This window comes from Geobacillus uzenensis, from assembly GCF_002217665.1.
GTDB classification, from domain to species: Bacteria; Bacillota; Bacilli; order Bacillales; family Anoxybacillaceae; genus Geobacillus; species Geobacillus subterraneus.
Window position 1 is genome coordinate 195,325 of the sequence record NZ_NEWL01000010.1, and the last position, 17,744, is coordinate 213,068.

Below are 17,744 nucleotides of genomic sequence, written 5' to 3' on the forward strand. Positions count from 1 at the left end.
ACAAAGGGGGAGAGACGATGGCGCATATTTATCGTCCGAAGCATCACGTCCGCTTTGTGACAGCGTCAAGCTTATTTGACGGCCATGATGCCTCGATCAACATTATGCGCCGCATTTTGCAGGCGAGCGGCGCCGAAGTCATCCATTTAGGCCATAACCGTTCGGTCGAAGAGATCGTCAATGCGGCCATTCAGGAAGATGTGCAAGGCATTGCCGTTTCTTCGTACCAAGGCGGCCACATGGAATTTTTTAAATATATGTATGATTTGCTGCAAGAGCGGAGGGCGCCCCATATTCGCATTTACGGCGGCGGGGGCGGCGTCATCATCCCGCGCGAAATCAAGGAATTGCATGAATACGGAATCGCCCGCATTTTCTCGCCTGAAGACGGCCGCACCCTCGGCTTGCAAGGGATGATTAACGTGATGCTGGAAGAGTGCGATTTTCCGACCGTGACTGCCGTGACCGATGAAATCGAACGGCTCCAAACCGGCGATGTGCAAGCCGTGGCCCGGCTCATCACGCTGTGCGAATACCGCGCCGAGGCAGGACAGGAGGCGGCCGCTGCGGCTGAAGCAGTCATCGAGCAAGTGAAGGCGATGGAACAGCGCGTGCCGGTGCTCGGCATTACCGGTACGGGCGGAGCGGGGAAAAGCTCGCTTACCGACGAGCTCGTCCGCCGGTTCTTAAATGAAATTCCTGAGATCAAAATCGCCATTTTATCCGTCGATCCGACGAAACAAAAAACGGGCGGGGCGCTGTTAGGCGACCGAATTCGGATGAACGCCATCCATTCGCCGCGCGTCTATATGCGGAGCCTAGCGACGCGCCATTCCCGCTCCGAGCTGTCGCCAGCGATTCGCGACGCCATTTCAGTCGTCAAAGCGGCCGGTTTTGATCTCGTCATTATTGAAACGAGCGGGATCGGCCAAGGCGATGCCGCCATTACAGAAGTGTGCGACGTGTCGATGTACGTGATGACAAGCGAGTTCGGGGCGCCGACGCAGCTTGAGAAAATCGATATGATCGATTATGCTGATTTGATCGCCATTAACAAATTTGAGCGCAAAGGGTCGGAAGATGCGAAGCGGCAAGTGCAAAAGCAATATCAGCGCAGCCGTCAGCTGTTTGACCGCGACGTGTCGGAAATGCCGGTGTACGGCACGATTGCCAGCCAGTTTAACGACCCGGGCACGAACACGCTTTTTGTCGCCCTCATCGATACGATCAACCAGAAAACAGGAACAAATTGGAAAACGAATTTAAAAACGGTTGCCAACGTTGAAAAGCATAACGTCATCATTCCGAACGAGCGCCGCTATTATTTGCGCGAAATCGCTGAGACGGTGCGCTCGTACCACCGCCGTGCCGAACAGCAGGCAGAGATTGCGCGCCGCCTGTTTCAAATCGAAGGGGCGATTGAAGCGGCCAATGAGCGCGGCGAGGCTGAGGACGTCATCCGCGCGCTCGAGATGCTCAAGGCCGATTACGAGGCGAAGCTGACGCCGGAATCGAAACACATTTTGGCGACGTGGGAAGAAACGAAAGCGAAATACGCGGCTAAGCAATTCGTGACGAACGTGCGCGGCAAAGAAATCGTCACTGAGCTGACGACAAAAACGTTGTCCGGCTTGGACATTCCGAAAGTGATCTTGCCGAAGTTTAAAGATTACGGAGAAATTTTGCGCTGGGTGTATAAAGAAAACGTTCCTGGCTCGTTCCCGTATACGGCCGGCGTCTTCCCGTTCAAGCGCCAAGGGGAAGACCCGAAGCGCCAGTTTGCCGGCGAAGGGACGCCGGAGCGCACAAACCGCCGCTTCCACTACTTATGCAAAGAAGACAAGGCGAAGCGGCTCAGCACGGCGTTTGACTCGGTCACGCTCTACGGCGAAGACCCGGACTACCGGCCGGACATTTTCGGCAAAGTCGGGGAAAGCGGTGTCAGCGTTTGTACGCTCGATGACATGAAAAAACTGTATAAAGGGTTTGACTTGTGCGATCCGCTCACCTCGGTGTCGATGACGATCAACGGCCCGGCTCCGATTTTGCTGGCGATGTTTATGAACACCGCCATCGATCAGCAAGTCGAAAAGCGGGAACAAGAGCTCGGCCGCCCGCTCACCGCGGAAGAGTATGAACAAGTGAAAGCCGCGACGCTGCAAACGGTGCGCGGCACGGTGCAGGCCGACATTTTAAAAGAAGACCAAGGGCAAAATACGTGCATTTTCTCCACCGATTTTGCCTTGAAAATGATGGGCGACATTCAAGAATATTTCATTCAGCACCGCGTCCGCAACTATTATTCCGTGTCGATTTCCGGCTACCATATCGCCGAGGCTGGAGCGAATCCGATCACCCAGCTGGCATTTACGCTCGCCAACGGCTTTACGTACGTCGAATATTATTTAAGCCGCGGCATGCATATTGATGACTTCGCGCCGAACTTGTCGTTTTTCTTCAGCAACGGCCTCGACCCGGAATACTCGGTGATCGGCCGTGTCGCCCGCCGCATTTGGGCGGTTGCCATGCGCGAGAAATACGGCGCCAACGAACGAAGCCAAAAGCTGAAATACCATATTCAAACGTCCGGCCGTTCGCTCCACGCCCAAGAAATCGATTTTAACGACATCCGCACGACATTGCAGGCGTTGTTGGCGATTTACGACAACTGCAACTCGCTCCATACGAACGCCTATGACGAAGCGATCACAACACCGACCGAGGAGTCGGTCCGTCGGGCGATGGCCATCCAGCTCATTATTACAAAAGAGTTTGGCCTGGCGAAAAACGAAAATCCGCTCCAAGGATCGTTCATTATTGAGGAGCTCACCGACCTTGTCGAAGAAGCCGTCTTGCAAGAGTTCGAGCGGTTAAATGACCGCGGCGGCGTGCTCGGAGCGATGGAAATGCAGTATCAGCGCGGCAAAATTCAAGACGAATCGCTCTATTATGAGACGAAAAAACATAGCGGGGAACTGCCGATTATCGGCGTGAATACGTTCTTAAATCCGAACCCGCCGTCAGAAGATGAGCTGAACAATCTTGAACTTGCCCGGGCGACGTATGAAGAAAAAGAGCTGCAAATCCACAATTTGCGTGAATTCCAAGCGCGGAACAAAGATAAAGCCGGCCCGGCGCTTGAGCGCTTAAAACAAGTGGCGATCAGCGGCGGCAACATTTTCGAAGAATTGATGGAAACGGTCAAAGTCGCGAGCCTCGGGCAAATTACCCGCGCGTTGTACGAAGTCGGCGGGCAATACCGGCGGAATATGTAGAACGTGTGTTCGCTAGTCTTGGCCGGACGTAGTGATCCGCCTCCTTGCTTGGCATGACGCAAACTATGTATGCTTCTTCGCTTGCCTAGGTCAAAACGGGAAAGCTGGGTCGAAGAGAATGGCTGTCATTGAATGGCTATGGCGAAAAGAGGGCTGCCTTCGCTATGGGGCGGTTCTCTTTTTGCTTTTTTCGCTAAATAGCTAGCATAAACGCCGGCAATTTGTTTATAATGAATGGTATGTATTCCACTTGCATTCATTTGTTTCATTATATAGAAGGGGAGTGCTGAATTTGAGCCTGCAGCAGCAATACTCGCCAGAGGAATTGCAGGAGATGTCGTTCGTCGAGTTGGCGAACCTCATTTTGCTTGATAAGCGGGGGGCGCTGCCGTTTGACCAAATCGTCCGCGAGGTAGCGGCATTGACCGGCGCAGCGGAGGATGACATCGCCGCGCGGCTTGCCCAGTATTACACCGATTTAAACATCGACGGACGGTTTATTTGCGTCGGGGAAAACGTCTGGGGACTGCGCGCATGGTATCCGTTCGATCAGACGGAAGACGAAACGGTGACGATTGTCAAGCCGAAGAAGAAGAAAAAAGCGCTTGATGACGAATACGACGATTACGAAGAGCTGCTTGACGAAGAGGATCTTGATTACGAGGATCTTGACGAATACGATGATGAAGAGCTTGAAGTCGACGACGAAGAACTGCTTGAAGACGAGGAGTTCGACCTTGACGAAGATGTCGATTTTGAAGACGACATGCTCGACGAGGAAGAGTTTGAACTGGACGAAGAGCCGCTCGACGAAGAACTCGATCTCGAGGAGCCGGAGGAAGACGAATAACCGCTTGACTTTGCCGGGGGAACTCGGTACAATGTGTGTTGGGCTCTTGAAAAACGGATGAATGAAATCATCGCTCCCTTACGTGTGGTAAGCGGAGCGTTTTTTATTTGCGCCTTTCGCAAACACTGAAACTGTTACTGTAATTTCGGCAAGGGGGAAGACAAGATGACGAAGTACATTTTTGTGACGGGCGGTGTCGTTTCTTCGCTAGGAAAAGGAATTACGGCCGCATCGCTCGGGCGGCTGTTGAAAAACCGCGGCTTGAACGTGACGATCCAAAAGTTTGACCCGTATATTAACGTCGACCCGGGGACCATGAGCCCGTACCAGCACGGCGAAGTGTTTGTCACCGATGACGGTGCGGAAACGGATTTGGATTTAGGGCATTATGAGCGGTTCATCGATATTAACTTGAACAAATACAGCAACGTCACCACCGGAAAAATTTATTCCGCCGTCATCCGCAAAGAGCGGCGCGGCGACTACTTAGGCGGTACGGTGCAAGTCATTCCGCACATTACAAACGAGATTAAAGACCGCGTCTTCCGCGCCGGGAAGGAGACGAACGCCGATGTCGTCATTACGGAGATCGGCGGCACGGTCGGTGACATTGAGTCGCTTCCGTTTTTAGAGGCCATCCGCCAAATCAAAAGCGATGTCGGCCGCGAAAATGTCATGTACATTCATTGTACGCTCGTGCCGTACATTAAAGCGGCCGGGGAAATGAAAACGAAGCCGACGCAGCATAGCGTGAAAGAGCTGCGCAGCCTTGGCATTCAGCCGAACATCATCGTCGTGCGTACGGAAATGCCGATGCCGCAAGAAATGAAAGACAAAATCGCCCTCTTTTGCGACATCGACCCGAAGGCGGTCATCGAGTCGCGCGATGCGGATACGCTGTATGCCGTGCCGCTCATGCTGCAGGAGCAAAAGCTCGACCAAATCGTTTGTGAACATTTGCGCCTCAACTGCCGCGACGCGGACATGACCGAATGGAAAGCGCTCGTGGAGAAAGTGCGCAACTTATCAAAAACGACGAAAATCGCCCTCGTCGGCAAATACGTCGAGCTGCCCGACGCCTACATCTCAGTCGTTGAAGCGCTCCGCCACGCCGGCTATGCGTTTGATACGGATATTGACATTCAATGGATTAATGCGGAACATGTGACGCGCGATAATGTGGCCGAGCTGTTGAAAGAGGCTGATGGCATTCTCGTTCCGGGCGGGTTTGGTGACCGCGGCGTCGAAGGAAAAATTGAAGCGATCCGCTACGCCCGCGAACAGCGCGTGCCGTTTTTAGGCATTTGCTTAGGGATGCAGCTTGCGTCGATCGAATTCGCCCGCCATGTCGTCGGCCTTGCGGGCGCCCATTCGGCGGAGTTTGACCCGAACACGCCGCACCCGATCATCGACTTGCTTCCGGAACAAAAAGATGTCGAAGATTTAGGCGGAACGCTCCGCCTCGGCTTGTACCCGTGCAAGCTGCAAGAAGGGACGCTCGCCCATGCGGCGTACGGCGATGAAGTCATTTACGAGCGTCATCGCCATCGGTACGAATTCAATAACCAGTACCGCCATTTAATGGAAGAACACGGCTTTGTCTTCTCCGGCACGAGCCCGGACGGGCGGCTCGTCGAAGTGATCGAGTTAAAAGACCATCCGTGGTTTGTCGCCGCGCAGTTCCATCCGGAATTTACTTCCCGTCCGACGCGGCCGCAGCCGCTCTTCCGCGAGTTTGTCAAAGCGTCGTTGAAACAATGACGAAAAAACGGTGTCCGTTTGCCGGACACCGTTTTTTGATAGCTTCATCCGGTAGGCGCACCCGCTTTCGCGGCGGCGGTTACTGATACTCTTCCAAAATTTCGTCAAGCAACACAAGCAGCCCGTAGTAGATGAACGAAGCGGCAACGACCGTCGGCATGGCGATGCGGCGGCCGTCTTCGGTCGGCACGAGCGGGCGGGAGAGCTTGCTGTCAATATGGACGGCGGCGATATCCGCTAATCCGGGTTCGTCTTTGACAAGCGTCGAGACAGCGACCGTATCAACGCCATTCGCTTGCAGCTGTTCGACGAGACGGATCGCCTCTTTGTCGTTGGAAAAACGGGCGAACACAAGCGCCCGATCCGTTTCGTTCCAGTCATCGGCCGCCTCCGGTTCAAGGTGCGCCGCTTTTGGCAGCGAATCCGGGCCGAGAAGGGCGGCAGCAACGACCGCATCGAGCTCGCCTGTTCCATACAGCCAAATGCGTCCGTTGCTAATGGCTGCCTGGGCGAGCAAGCGCGCTCCGTCTTCGAGCGCCAGCTCTTCATCGGCGGCGATTTTTTGCAGCAGTCCGATTGTTTGTGTCGTCAAAATTTTCATCGTTCGGCCTCCTTTCGCCGTTATTATACAAAATCTGCAAATGGCAAGAAAAGCAAGCAGGAAATACGTTCGGGAAATGCGAAACATTAATAGGGAGAAAAAAGGGAATAGAGGTGCATAACCGTGGGAAACAAAATTTTAATTGTCGACGACCAGTATGGCATCCGCATTTTGTTAAACGAAGTGTTTCAACGGGAAGGGTATGTGACATACCAGGCGGCCAACGGCATGCAGGCGCTTGAAATCGTTCGCAAACACCATCCCGACCTTGTGCTTCTCGATATGAAAATTCCCGGCATGGACGGTATTGAAATTTTAAAGCGGTTAAAAGACATCGACCCGGATATTAAAGTGATCATCATGACGGCGTATGGCGAGCTCGATATGATCCAGGAAACAAAAGAGCTCGGCGCGCTGATGCATTTTGCCAAGCCGTTTGATATCGATGATTTGCGCGCTGCCGTCAAAAAATATATTTCCTTGTAAAAGCTCTTTTCAGCTGCCTGTGCAACGTTAGCAGAATGAAGAAGGGAAATGTTGCTGTTTTGCCGGCAAGTTGGTATGCTTATAACGTAGATGTATTTTGCGCCTGTGGGCCTACGTTCCGCCATGGCGACAAAGACGACGATCAGCTAAGGAGGATGTAACCATGCCGTTAGTATCGATGAAAGAGATGCTCAACGAGGCGCTGCGCGGCAAATACGCGGTCGGCCAATTTAACATTAACAACTTGGAATGGACGCAAGCCATTTTAGCGGCAGCCGAAGAAGAAAAATCGCCGGTCATTCTCGGCGTTTCTGAAGGAGCGGCTCGCTATATGGGCGGGTTTAAAACGGTCGTCAACATGGTGAAAGGCTTAATGGAAGACATGAACATTACAGTTCCTGTCGCCATTCACCTCGACCATGGCTCGAGCTTTGAAAAATGTAAAGCGGCAATCGACGCCGGGTTCACCTCGGTCATGATTGACGCCTCCCATCATCCATTTGAAGAGAACGTCCGCATCACCTCGCAAGTCGTTGAATACGCCCATGCACGCGGCGTCTCCGTTGAAGCTGAGCTCGGCATCGTCGGCGGGCAAGAAGACGACGTCGTCGGTGAAGACGTCATTTACGCCGATCCGAAAGAATGTGAAGAGCTTGTCAAGCGGACAGGCATCGACTGCCTTGCTCCGGCGCTCGGTTCCGTGCACGGCCCGTACAAAGGGGAGCCGAAACTCGGGTTTGCCGAGATGGAACAAATCCGCGATTTAACCGGCATTCCACTCGTGCTTCACGGCGGTACCGGCATCCCGACTGAGCAAATCCAGCGCGCGATTTCCCTTGGCACATCGAAAATCAACGTCAATACAGAAAACCAAATGGCGTTCACGAAAGTCGTCCGCGAGCTGCTCGCAAAAGATCCGAACGTTTATGACCCGCGCAAAATCATCGGCCCGGGCCGCGATGCGATCAAAGCGACGGTCATCGGTAAAATGCGCGAGTTCGGTTCGTCCGGAAAAGCAGCACAATAACAGGCAAACGGCAAGATCGGCCTAGCAGGCGGCTTTCGGCCGCCGCCCGGGCTTGCCCGCTTGCATCCAAACAACGACAAGGAGGGTCACTAATGAAATTTTTTATTGATACAGCCAATTTAGAGGAGATTAAACACGCCCATGAACTCGGTATTTTGGCCGGCGTAACGACCAACCCGAGTTTAGTGGCGAAAGAAAACGTCTCGTTCCATGACCGGCTGCGCGAAATTACGTCGATCGTCTCCGGTTCGGTCAGCGCGGAAGTCATTTCAACCGAGGCGGCCGGCATGATCGAAGAAGGCGAGGAGCTGGCGAAAATCGCTCCAAACATCACGATTAAAGTGCCGATGACGCCGGAAGGGTTAAAAGCGGTAAAAACGTTCAGCGAAAAAGGCATCAAAACGAACGTCACGCTCGTGTTTACCGCCAACCAGGCGCTGTTGGCTGCGCGCGCCGGCGCGACGTACGTCTCTCCGTTCCTCGGCCGCCTCGATGATATCGGCCATAACGGCTTAGAGCTCATTTCCACCATCGCTGATATTTTCAACATTCATGGCATTGAAACAGAAATCATCGCGGCTTCGATCCGCCACCCGCTCCATGTGACAGAAGCGGCTTTGCGTGGGGCGCATATTGCCACTGTCCCGTACAAAGTGCTCATGCAATTGTTTAACCATCCGCTCACTGACCAAGGGATCGAGAAGTTTCTCGCCGACTGGAATCGGCAACAATGAAAATAGGCCGTTTGCCTCCTAGGTTAAGCGGGCTCACCCGACCGCGTTCGGGTCGGGGAGTCGAGCCCGCCCGGCCGCTTTCTCGTTCCTAGGGGTGAAGCCAACTTCCGAGCAAAGAAGGGAGACGACGATGGATAAAATGAAAATTATCGGCGGGGATCGGCTGCGGGGGACGATCAAAGTGAGCGGCGCGAAAAACAGCGCGGTCGCCTTGATTCCCGCGGCGATTTTAGCCGATTCGCCGGTGACGATCGAAGGGTTGCCGGACATTTCCGACGTGCACATTTTAGGAAGCTTGATCGAGGAGATCGGCGGTTCGTTTTCGTTTGACGGCAAAGAGGCGGTCATCGATCCGACGAACATGGTTTCCATGCCGCTTCCGAACGGAAAAGTGAAAAAACTGCGCGCCTCGTACTATTTGATGGGAGCGATGCTTGGCCGATTCAAAAAAGCGGTCGTCGGCCTGCCGGGCGGCTGCCATCTCGGGCCGCGTCCGATCGACCAGCACATTAAAGGGTTTGAGGCGCTCGGTGCAACGGTGACGAACGAGCAGGGCGCCATTTATTTGCGCGCTGAGGAGCTCCGCGGGGCCCGCATTTTTTTGGACGTCGTCAGCGTCGGTGCGACGATCAACATTATGCTGGCGGCGGTGCGCGCCAAAGGGCGGACGATTATCGAAAACGCCGCGAAAGAGCCGGAAATCATTGATGTGGCGACATTGCTTTCGAACATGGGCGCAAAAATTAAAGGCGCGGGCACCGATGTCATCCGCATCGACGGCGTCGAAAAATTATCGGGCTGCCGCCACGCCATCATCCCGGACCGGATTGAGGCCGGTACGTATATGATCGCCGCTGCGGCGATCGGCAGCGAAGTCGTCGTCGACAACGTCATCCCGCAGCACGTCGAATCGCTGACGGCGAAGTTGCGTGAAATGGGCGTGCACGTCGAGACAGGCGCGGATCAAATTTTGATTCGCGGCTCCGATGTTTTGAAAGCGGTTGACGTCAAAACGCTCGTCTACCCGGGGTTTCCGACCGATTTGCAGCAGCCGTTTACCGCTTTGTTGACGAAAGCGAACGGCACGAGCGTCGTCACCGATACGATTTACAGCGCGCGCTTCAAACATATCGACGAATTGCGGCGCATGAACGCGAACGTGAAAGTCGAAGGCCGCTCAGCCATTATCACCGGGCCGGTCAGGTTGCAAGGGGCAAAAGTGAAAGCGAGCGACTTGCGCGCCGGGGCGGCGCTCGTTGTCGCCGGGCTCATGGCCGAAGGAGTGACGGAAATTACCGGCGTCGAGCATATCGACCGCGGCTACAGCGGGTTAGTTGAAAAGCTGTCTGAGATCGGCGCTACGATTTGGCGCGAAAAAATGACCGATGAGGAAATTGAGCAGGTGAAAAACGCTTGACGTCTGGCAAGTAAAGGGGAAGGGGAGAACGACAATGGAACGAAGCTTGTCGATGGAACTTGTGCGCGTCACCGAAGCAGCCGCGCTTGCCGCGGCCCGCTGGATGGGGCGCGGAAAAAAGAATGAGGCTGACGACGCAGCGACATCGGCGATGCGCGATGTATTTGACACGGTGCCGATGAAAGGGACGGTCGTCATCGGTGAAGGGGAAATGGATGAGGCGCCGATGCTGTATATTGGAGAAAAGCTCGGCAACGGCTACGGCCCGCGCGTCGATGTCGCTGTCGATCCGCTTGAGGGGACGAACATTGTCGCTTCCGGGGGCTGGAATGCGCTGGCTGTCGTCGCCGTCGCTGACCACGGCCATTTGCTCCATGCGCCGGATATGTACATGGAAAAAATCGCCGTTGGTCCGGAAGCGGTCGGCATGATTGATATTGAAGCGCCGATCATCGACAATTTAAAAGCGGTGGCGAAAGCGAAAAACAAAGACATTGAAGATGTGGTCGCCATTGTCCTCAATCGTCCGCGCCACGAACGGCTCATCCAAGAGCTGCGCGAGGCTGGCGCGCGCATTAAGCTCATTAATGACGGCGATGTCGCCGCCGCCATTAACACGGCGTTTGACCATACCGGCGTCGACATTTTATTCGGCTCAGGCGGCGCACCGGAAGGGGTGCTCGCGGCCGTTGCGTTAAAGTGCCTTGGCGGCGAACTGCAAGGGAAACTGCTGCCGCAAAATGACGCCGAACTTGAGCGGTGCAAACAAATGGGGATCGACGTGAACAAAGTGTTGCGCATGGACGACTTAGTGAAAGGGGACGACGCCATTTTTGCCGCCACCGGCGTCACGGATGGCGAGCTGCTGCGCGGCGTGCAGCTGAAAGGGGCATACGGCCTCACCCACTCGGTCGTCATGCGCGCCAAATCCGGCACTGTCCGCTTCATTGAGGGGCGGCATAGCTTGAAGAAAAAACCGAACTTAGTCATTAAGTAGCGCCCCTTATCCGGCTTGGCGGCGGCGCCGGTTTCCCGGGCCGCTCCCTGACCGGGAAAGCAAAAAAAGATTGATTAAAAATAGGAAAAAAGGGTAAAATAGTCGTGTTACCTGTGCAAAAATAAGCTCTGCCATTCTACTTCCTTATTTCAGCCTTCATCATCTTCTAAACGAATGATCCCTTCGCCTGTCGAATTGATGACAAATATGTCCGAACGCGAACGATGGGAGCATAGGAAACTTTGCAAAGTGTGGTGTCAAGATGGAGTTAACGTTAGCGGCTTTAGAAAACATGAAGTTAAAAGAGCTGTATGAGCTCGCCAGGCAATATAAAATTTCGTATTACAGCAAATTGACAAAAAAAGAGCTTATTTTTGCTATTTTGAAAGCGCGTGCCGAGCAAGACGGCCTCTTTTTCATGGAAGGCGTCCTCGAAATCATTCCGTCGGAAGGATTCGGCTTTTTGCGCCCGATCAACTACTCCCCGAGCTCGGAAGACATTTACATTTCCGCTTCCCAAATTCGCCGTTTTGATTTGCGCAACGGGGATAAAGTATCCGGCAAAGTGCGGCCGCCGAAAGAAAACGAGCGCTATTTCGGCTTGCTCCACGTCGAGGCGGTCAACGGGGAAGACCCGGAAATCGCGAAAGAGCGCGTCCATTTTCCAGCGTTAACCCCTTTATATCCGAATCGGCAAATGAAGCTCGAGACAACGCCGGACAAGTTGTCGACCCGCATCATCGACCTCATCGCCCCGGTCGGCTTTGGGCAGCGCGGGCTGATCGTCGCGCCGCCGAAAGCAGGGAAAACGATGCTGCTTAAAGAAATCGCCAACAGCATCACCGCCAACCACCCGGACGTCGAGCTGATCGTCCTTTTGATTGACGAACGGCCGGAAGAAGTGACCGACATCGAGCGGTCCGTACAAGGGGATGTCGTCAGCTCGACGTTTGACGAAGTGCCGGAAAACCATATTAAAGTGGCCGAGCTCGTCTTAGAGCGGGCGATGCGTTTGGTCGAGCATAAGCGCGATGTCGTCATTTTAATGGACAGCATCACCCGTTTGGCCCGGGCGTACAACTTAGTCATTCCGCCGAGCGGTCGCACGCTCTCCGGCGGGATCGACCCGGCCGCATTTCACCGCCCGAAACGGTTTTTCGGTGCGGCCCGCAACATCGAAGAGGGCGGCAGCTTAACGATTTTGGCGACGGCCTTAGTCGATACCGGCTCGCGCATGGACGATGTCATTTACGAAGAATTCAAGGGAACAGGCAACATGGAGCTCCACCTCGACCGGTCGCTCGCTGAGCGTCGCATTTTCCCAGCGATCGACATTCGCCGCTCCGGAACGCGCAAAGAGGAGTTGCTTATTCCGAAAGAACATTTGGATAAACTGTGGGCGATCCGCAAAACGATGGCTGATTCTCCGGACTTTATCGAGCGGTTTTTAAACAAGCTGCGCCGCACGAAATCGAACGAAGAATTTTTCGCCTTGCTCGATCAAGAATGGAAAAGCGGCGGCCCGCTTCGCCTCTAAATGGCTGGCGGAATTTGCCGGGAATCGCCCATTGCAAATCAGCGGAAAAGCTGTTATAATCTTAACATGTGTGTTTTAGCTAGCGCTTATGTGTTCACACGATGAACCGTCTGCACCGGCCGGGCTGCTCTCATAAAGCCCCGGCCGTTCCATGCGCGGCGCTTCGCCGGAAAGGCGGAAGCGCCTCGGGCATCGAGCCCGCACGAACGAATAACTCTGTTTCGATGAGATACAGGGCGGAAGGAGATGAAAACGATGAAACAAGGGATCCATCCAGCGTACAAAAAAGTGATCGTCCGCTGCGCATGCGGAAACGAGTTCGAAAGCGGTTCGGTCAAAGACGAGCTGCGCGTCGAGATTTGCTCGGAATGCCATCCGTTCTTCACGGGCAAACAAAAATTCGTTTCGGCAGCGGGCCGCGTCGATAAATTCAATAAAAAATACGGCCTTAAGTAAAAAAAGAACGGACGAAAGCAGGCAAGCGCACCGCTTGCCTGCTTTTTCGTGAGGGCAGATGGACGAACCGTTGCCCATAGAGCGGATCTTGCCGGCCGTTTCGGTCCGGTGCGGTTGGCTCGTTTTTCGATGACAGTGTTGAGCGAAAGGAGAGGCCCCCGATGTATGTGATGACGCAGTCCGGTTGGCTGGAAGTCATTTGCGGCAGCATGTTCTCCGGCAAATCGGAAGAACTGATCCGCCGCATCCGCCGCGCCCAGTTTGCCAAGCAGGAAGTGAAAGTGTTCAAACCGACGATCGACAATCGTTATAGCGAAGACGCAGTCGTGTCGCACAACGGCAATTCGGTGATCGCCATCCCGGTCGCGACGCCGGCCGAACTGTTTCGTTACATTTCCGCTGCCACCGATGTCGTCGCCATTGATGAAGTGCAGTTTTTTTCCGATGACATTGTTGATGTTGTGCAGACGCTCGCGGATCGCGGTTATCGCGTCATCGCCGCCGGGTTGGATCAAGACTTCCGCGGCGAACCGTTCGGACCGGTGCCCGCGCTCATGGCGATCGCCGAGTCGGTGACGAAACTGCAAGCGGTATGCACCGTCTGCGGTTCCCCAGCCAGCCGGACGCAGCGGCTTATTAACGGTGCGCCTGCTTCTTATGACGATCCGATCATTCTTGTCGGTGCCAGCGAAGCGTACGAACCCCGTTGCCGCCATCATCACGAAGTGCCGGGCAAACCGAAAAAGCGCCATGGCCATCCGCTCGCTGAACGTGCCGGCGAGTGACAGGATCAGGGGATCAAGAACGATACGTATCGGTGTTCCCATCGCTTGCTAGACGTGTCGGTAAACAACGGGAAAAGAGAAAATTCGCGGCAAACCGCAAGCCGTTTGTTTACTGAATGCGCCATTTACCAACGGTGACCAATGCCGGCGCGCGCCGGATGTTTCCGCCGCCCCGCTCAATGGGGGAATGAATGACATAGTTGCCCACAAACCGCGGCTTGGCTTTTTCCTTTGTTTAAAGGCGGTGGCCTCTCCGCTCGGAGAGGATATAAATATTATGGCTTGTCACGGGCATCCTAACAGCAGGGAGGCGAAAACAATGAAACGCATCTGGCTGTTAGGGATTGCCTTGTTGCTTTCGGCCTGTTCGTTGACCCCGGATCATTCGTCTTACCGCCAGCAAAGCGAAGACAAAAACGGTACGCGGCTGATGACGGACGAGCGGCCGAAAATGGATGCGGATCACGACTTGTACAACAACTTTGACGACCCAGAAAAAACGCGGCAAAACCCGAACTTCATTAGTTTGACCGAAGGAAGCGAAAACCAGCGCGCCGATACGCGGAAAGCCGCACAACTCATTGAGCGGCATACCGATTACCGCGCCGACTCCATCTGGTTTCACGGCAGCAATATGTATGTCACAGTCGATGTGCCGGAAACATTGTCCGCCGAAGAGCGGCAACGTGAGGCGAGCCGCATCGACAAACTGCTGACAAAAGCGATTCCGACGTACGAAATTATCGTGCGCGTGAACTAACACTCCCGCTTGCCAAAAGCGGGGGTTTTTGTTTGGTCTTGTTTCATGATATAATTTGAAATTAGACTGTGCTGAAAAACAGAGGTGAATGATGTGTTTGACCGGTTAGAAGCTGTCGAACAACGGTATGAAAAATTAAACGAGCTGTTGATGGATCCAGCCGTCATCAACGATCCGAAAAAGTTGCGCGATTATTCGAAAGAGCAGGCCGATTTGGCGGAAACGGTGCAAACGTACCGCGAATACAAGTCCGTTCGCGACCAGCTCGCGGAAGCGAAGGCCATGTTGGAAGAAAAGCTTGAGCCAGAGCTGCGCGAGATGGTGAAAGAGGAAATTGATGAACTCGAAGAACGGGAAGCGGCGCTCGTTGAGAAGTTGAAAGTGCTGCTTTTGCCGAAAGATCCGAACGATGAGAAAAACGTCATTATGGAAATTCGCGCCGCCGCCGGCGGCGAGGAAGCGGCGCTGTTTGCCGGCGACTTGTACCGAATGTACACGCGCTATGCCGAGTCGCAAGGGTGGAAAACAGAAGTGATCGAAGCGAGCCCGACCGGCCTTGGCGGCTATAAAGAAATCATCTTTATGGTCAACGGAAAAGGGGCGTATTCGAAGCTGAAGTTTGAAAACGGCGCCCACCGCGTCCAGCGCGTTCCGGAAACGGAGTCGGGCGGGCGCATCCACACGTCGACGGCAACGGTCGCCTGTCTGCCGGAAATGGAAGAAGTCGAAGTCGACATTCATGAAAAAGACATTCGTGTCGATACGTTCGCCTCGAGCGGGCCAGGGGGGCAAAGCGTCAACACGACGATGTCGGCCGTACGCCTCACCCATATTCCGACCGGCATTGTCGTCACATGCCAAGACGAAAAATCGCAAATTAAAAACAAAGAGAAGGCCATGAAAGTGTTGCGCGCCCGCATTTACGACAAATACCAGCAAGAGGCGCGCGCCGAATATGACCAGACGCGCAAGCAGGCGGTCGGCACCGGCGACCGTTCAGAGCGCATCCGCACGTACAACTTCCCGCAAAACCGCGTCACCGACCACCGCATCGGGCTGACGATTCAAAAGCTTGACCTCGTGTTGGACGGGCAGCTTGATGAAATTATCGAGGCGCTCATTTTAGACGACCAGGCGAAAAAATTGGAGCAAGCGAACGATGCGTCGTAACGTGCATGAAGTCCTCGCCTGGGCTTCTTCTTTTTTGCGCGCCCATGGGAAGGAGGAGCGGGCGGCCGAGTGGCTGTTGTGCCACCATTTGCGCACTGACCGGGCCGGGCTGTTCGCCCGTTGGCGCGAGCCCGTTGAGGAAGCGGTGTACGAACGGTTTACGGCCGATGTGCGCCGCCATGCCTTACACCATGTGCCGGTTCAATATTTGATCGGCCATGAATCGTTTTACGGACGGCCGTTCCTTGTGAACCGTCATGTGCTCATCCCGCGCCCGGAAACGGAAGAGTTGGTGCTTGGCGTCCTTGAGCGCGTGCCGCGCCTATTTGCCGGCCGGGAGCGGATTGATGTCGTCGATGTCGGCACCGGCAGCGGAGCGATCGCTGTGACATTGGCGCTAGAGAACAAAGCGTTGTCGGTGACTGCCACCGATATTTCCGAAGCAGCGCTCACAGTCGCTCGGGAAAACGCTCGCCGGCTTGGGGCAAGCGTTTCGTTTTTGCGCGGCGACTTATTGCAGCCGCTCATCGAACAAGGACGAACCGTCGATGTGGTCGTTTCGAATCCGCCGTACATTCCCGAGGCCGATGCTGCGTTGCTCTCTCCGGTCGTGAAAGACTACGAGCCGCACACCGCGCTCTTTGGCGGCCGCGACGGGCTTGACTTTTACCGCCGCTTCGCTCGCGATTTGCCGCTTGTGCTCGGCGTCCCGGCGCTTGTCGCGTTTGAAGTCGGCGCCGGACAAGGGGAAGCGGTCGCTGCGCTTTTAGCGGCAGCGTTTCCCGAGGCGCGGGTCGAAGTGGCCTTTGATTTGAACGGCAAGGACCGAATGGTTTATATGACAAGAAAAAATTAGATTCATAGGTTTAAAATGAGGCGGCGCCGTCCACAATGAGAGGTGAAAGGACGGTGCCGATGATGAGAATGAAGGGAAATTCCATCGCTGTATGTTTATATATCATTCTATTAACAACAGGCGTCCTCGTTCAGCTGTACGGCCAGCAGACCGATGCTGGGGCCAACGCCGCGGTCGCGGTTCCCGACGAGGCGGTTCGCTTGCGCATTTTAGCCAACAGCGATGCGGCTGCTGACCAAGAATTGAAACGAAACGTGCGCGATGCGGTGAACGCGCAAATCAACAGCTGGGTCGCTGAACTGACGTCGTTCGACGAAGCGAAGCGCGTCATCCGCTCCCGCCTGCCGGACATTGAACAGACAGTCGCTCGCGTGCTCCGTGATGAGCAAAGCAGCCAGTCGTACAAAGTAGAGTTTGGCCCGGTTCGCTTTCCGACGAAAGTGTATGGCGACTACGTCTATCCGGCCGGCACGTACGATGCGGTCCTCATTACGCTCGGGGAAGGGAAAGGGTCAAACTGGTGGTGTGTCTTGTTCCCGCCGCTTTGTTTTCTCGACTTTTCCAACGGTGACGCTGTGATGATGAGAGCGGAAGAAAGGCCGGCAAACGAGACAAGTAAGCCGGCACCGGCCGAGGCCGATCAGCCCGTTAAGAGAAAGCAGAGTGACAAGGAGGCGGTGCAGCCGGATGAACAAGAAGGCGGGAGCACCGCGGCGGCCATGGAGAAGACGGGGCGCCGCGCAGCGGCCGAGGACACGATAAGTGCTGAGACAGATAGTGTGAGCAAAGATGTGGATGACGTGGGGATTCGTGTGGGCGGTGTGGACAATGAGGCAGACGACGCGAGCACCGCTGCGAAGAACACGGGCGAGGATGCGAGTGAAGGGGGAGGAATAGACGGCGGAAACGCTTCTCCTGTCGTCATCGCTGAGCCGGAACAGCGGATCGAAGTGAAATTTTTCTTCAAAGAGTGGCTGGCCCATCTCATTCCATAAGATCCTATCCACAAAGTTATCCACAAAAATAACAGAT

At 54.7% G+C, this 17,744-nt stretch carries 16 protein-coding genes; 15 read left to right on the forward strand and 1 reads right to left on the reverse strand.

Annotation, left to right across the window (positions count from 1 at the left end; translation table 11 throughout):
- The first annotated feature begins 17 nt into the window (after positions 1-17).
- The 3 genes from icmF to B9L21_RS16445 all read left to right on the forward strand — a co-directional run bounded on the left by icmF (position 18) and on the right by B9L21_RS16445 (position 5,886).
- Positions 18-3,275, forward strand: a complete 3,258-nt coding sequence (gene icmF / locus B9L21_RS16435) for a fused isobutyryl-CoA mutase/GTPase IcmF (protein WP_063167172.1) — start codon at positions 18-20, stop codon at positions 3,273-3,275.
- Between the two features lie 292 nt (positions 3,276-3,567).
- Positions 3,568-4,125 carry a DNA-directed RNA polymerase subunit delta gene (gene rpoE / locus B9L21_RS16440; protein ID WP_063167173.1) on the forward strand — a complete coding sequence of 186 codons (558 nt, stop codon included), beginning with the start codon at positions 3,568-3,570 and terminating at the stop codon, positions 4,123-4,125.
- A 165-nt stretch (positions 4,126-4,290) separates the two neighbouring features.
- Positions 4,291-5,886 carry a CTP synthase gene (locus B9L21_RS16445; protein ID WP_063167174.1) on the forward strand — a complete coding sequence of 532 codons (1,596 nt, stop codon included), beginning with the start codon at positions 4,291-4,293 and terminating at the stop codon, positions 5,884-5,886.
- A 79-nt stretch (positions 5,887-5,965) separates the two neighbouring features.
- Here B9L21_RS16445 and B9L21_RS16450 read toward each other — a convergent pair whose 3' ends face one another.
- Entirely contained in the window at positions 5,966-6,487 is a 522-nt protein-coding gene (locus B9L21_RS16450) for a DUF2529 domain-containing protein (protein WP_063167175.1), read from the reverse strand.
- Positions 6,488-6,610: 123 nt separating this feature from the next.
- Here B9L21_RS16450 and B9L21_RS16455 point away from each other — a divergent pair, with 123 nt between their 5' ends.
- The 12 genes from B9L21_RS16455 (at position 6,611) to spoIIR (ending at position 17,707) form a co-directional block, all read left to right on the forward strand.
- Positions 6,611-6,973 carry a response regulator gene (locus B9L21_RS16455; RefSeq protein WP_063167176.1) on the forward strand — a complete coding sequence of 121 codons (363 nt, stop codon included), beginning with the start codon at positions 6,611-6,613 and terminating at the stop codon, positions 6,971-6,973.
- A 163-nt stretch (positions 6,974-7,136) separates the two neighbouring features.
- Positions 7,137-8,000, forward strand: coding sequence for a class II fructose-bisphosphate aldolase (locus B9L21_RS16460; RefSeq protein WP_063167177.1), 864 nt, complete (start codon positions 7,137-7,139; stop codon positions 7,998-8,000).
- Between the two features lie 92 nt (positions 8,001-8,092).
- Positions 8,093-8,734: a fructose-6-phosphate aldolase gene (gene fsa, locus B9L21_RS16465; RefSeq protein ID WP_063167178.1), complete on the forward strand. Its 642-nt coding sequence runs from the start codon at positions 8,093-8,095 to the stop codon at positions 8,732-8,734.
- A 130-nt stretch (positions 8,735-8,864) separates the two neighbouring features.
- A complete protein-coding gene (locus B9L21_RS16470) occupies positions 8,865-10,151 on the forward strand; it encodes a UDP-N-acetylglucosamine 1-carboxyvinyltransferase (RefSeq protein ID WP_063167179.1) in 1,287 nt (428 codons plus the stop codon).
- 34 nt (positions 10,152-10,185) lie between these two features.
- Positions 10,186-11,148: a class II fructose-bisphosphatase gene (gene glpX / locus B9L21_RS16475; RefSeq protein WP_011888409.1), complete on the forward strand. Its 963-nt coding sequence runs from the start codon at positions 10,186-10,188 to the stop codon at positions 11,146-11,148.
- A 262-nt stretch (positions 11,149-11,410) separates the two neighbouring features.
- A complete protein-coding gene (rho, locus tag B9L21_RS16480) occupies positions 11,411-12,685 on the forward strand; it encodes a transcription termination factor Rho (RefSeq protein WP_063167180.1) in 1,275 nt (424 codons plus the stop codon).
- A 255-nt stretch (positions 12,686-12,940) separates the two neighbouring features.
- Positions 12,941-13,141 carry a 50S ribosomal protein L31 gene (rpmE, locus tag B9L21_RS16485; RefSeq protein WP_008880715.1) on the forward strand — a complete coding sequence of 67 codons (201 nt, stop codon included), beginning with the start codon at positions 12,941-12,943 and terminating at the stop codon, positions 13,139-13,141.
- Positions 13,142-13,302: 161 nt separating this feature from the next.
- Positions 13,303-13,926: a thymidine kinase gene (locus B9L21_RS16490; protein ID WP_063167181.1), complete on the forward strand. Its 624-nt coding sequence runs from the start codon at positions 13,303-13,305 to the stop codon at positions 13,924-13,926.
- A gap of 319 nt (positions 13,927-14,245) precedes the next feature.
- Entirely contained in the window at positions 14,246-14,686 is a 441-nt protein-coding gene (locus B9L21_RS16495; protein ID WP_063167182.1) for a hypothetical protein, read from the forward strand.
- Positions 14,687-14,779: 93 nt separating this feature from the next.
- Positions 14,780-15,856 carry a peptide chain release factor 1 gene (gene prfA / locus B9L21_RS16500; RefSeq protein WP_063167183.1) on the forward strand — a complete coding sequence of 359 codons (1,077 nt, stop codon included), beginning with the start codon at positions 14,780-14,782 and terminating at the stop codon, positions 15,854-15,856.
- Positions 15,846-16,712, forward strand: coding sequence for a peptide chain release factor N(5)-glutamine methyltransferase (gene prmC, locus B9L21_RS16505; protein WP_063167184.1), 867 nt, complete (start codon positions 15,846-15,848; stop codon positions 16,710-16,712). Before prfA ends, prmC begins: the two co-directional genes overlap by 11 nt.
- A 59-nt stretch (positions 16,713-16,771) precedes the next feature.
- Positions 16,772-17,707 carry a stage II sporulation protein R gene (gene spoIIR / locus B9L21_RS16510; protein ID WP_051391606.1) on the forward strand — a complete coding sequence of 312 codons (936 nt, stop codon included), beginning with the start codon at positions 16,772-16,774 and terminating at the stop codon, positions 17,705-17,707.
- Positions 17,708-17,744 lie beyond the last annotated feature (37 nt).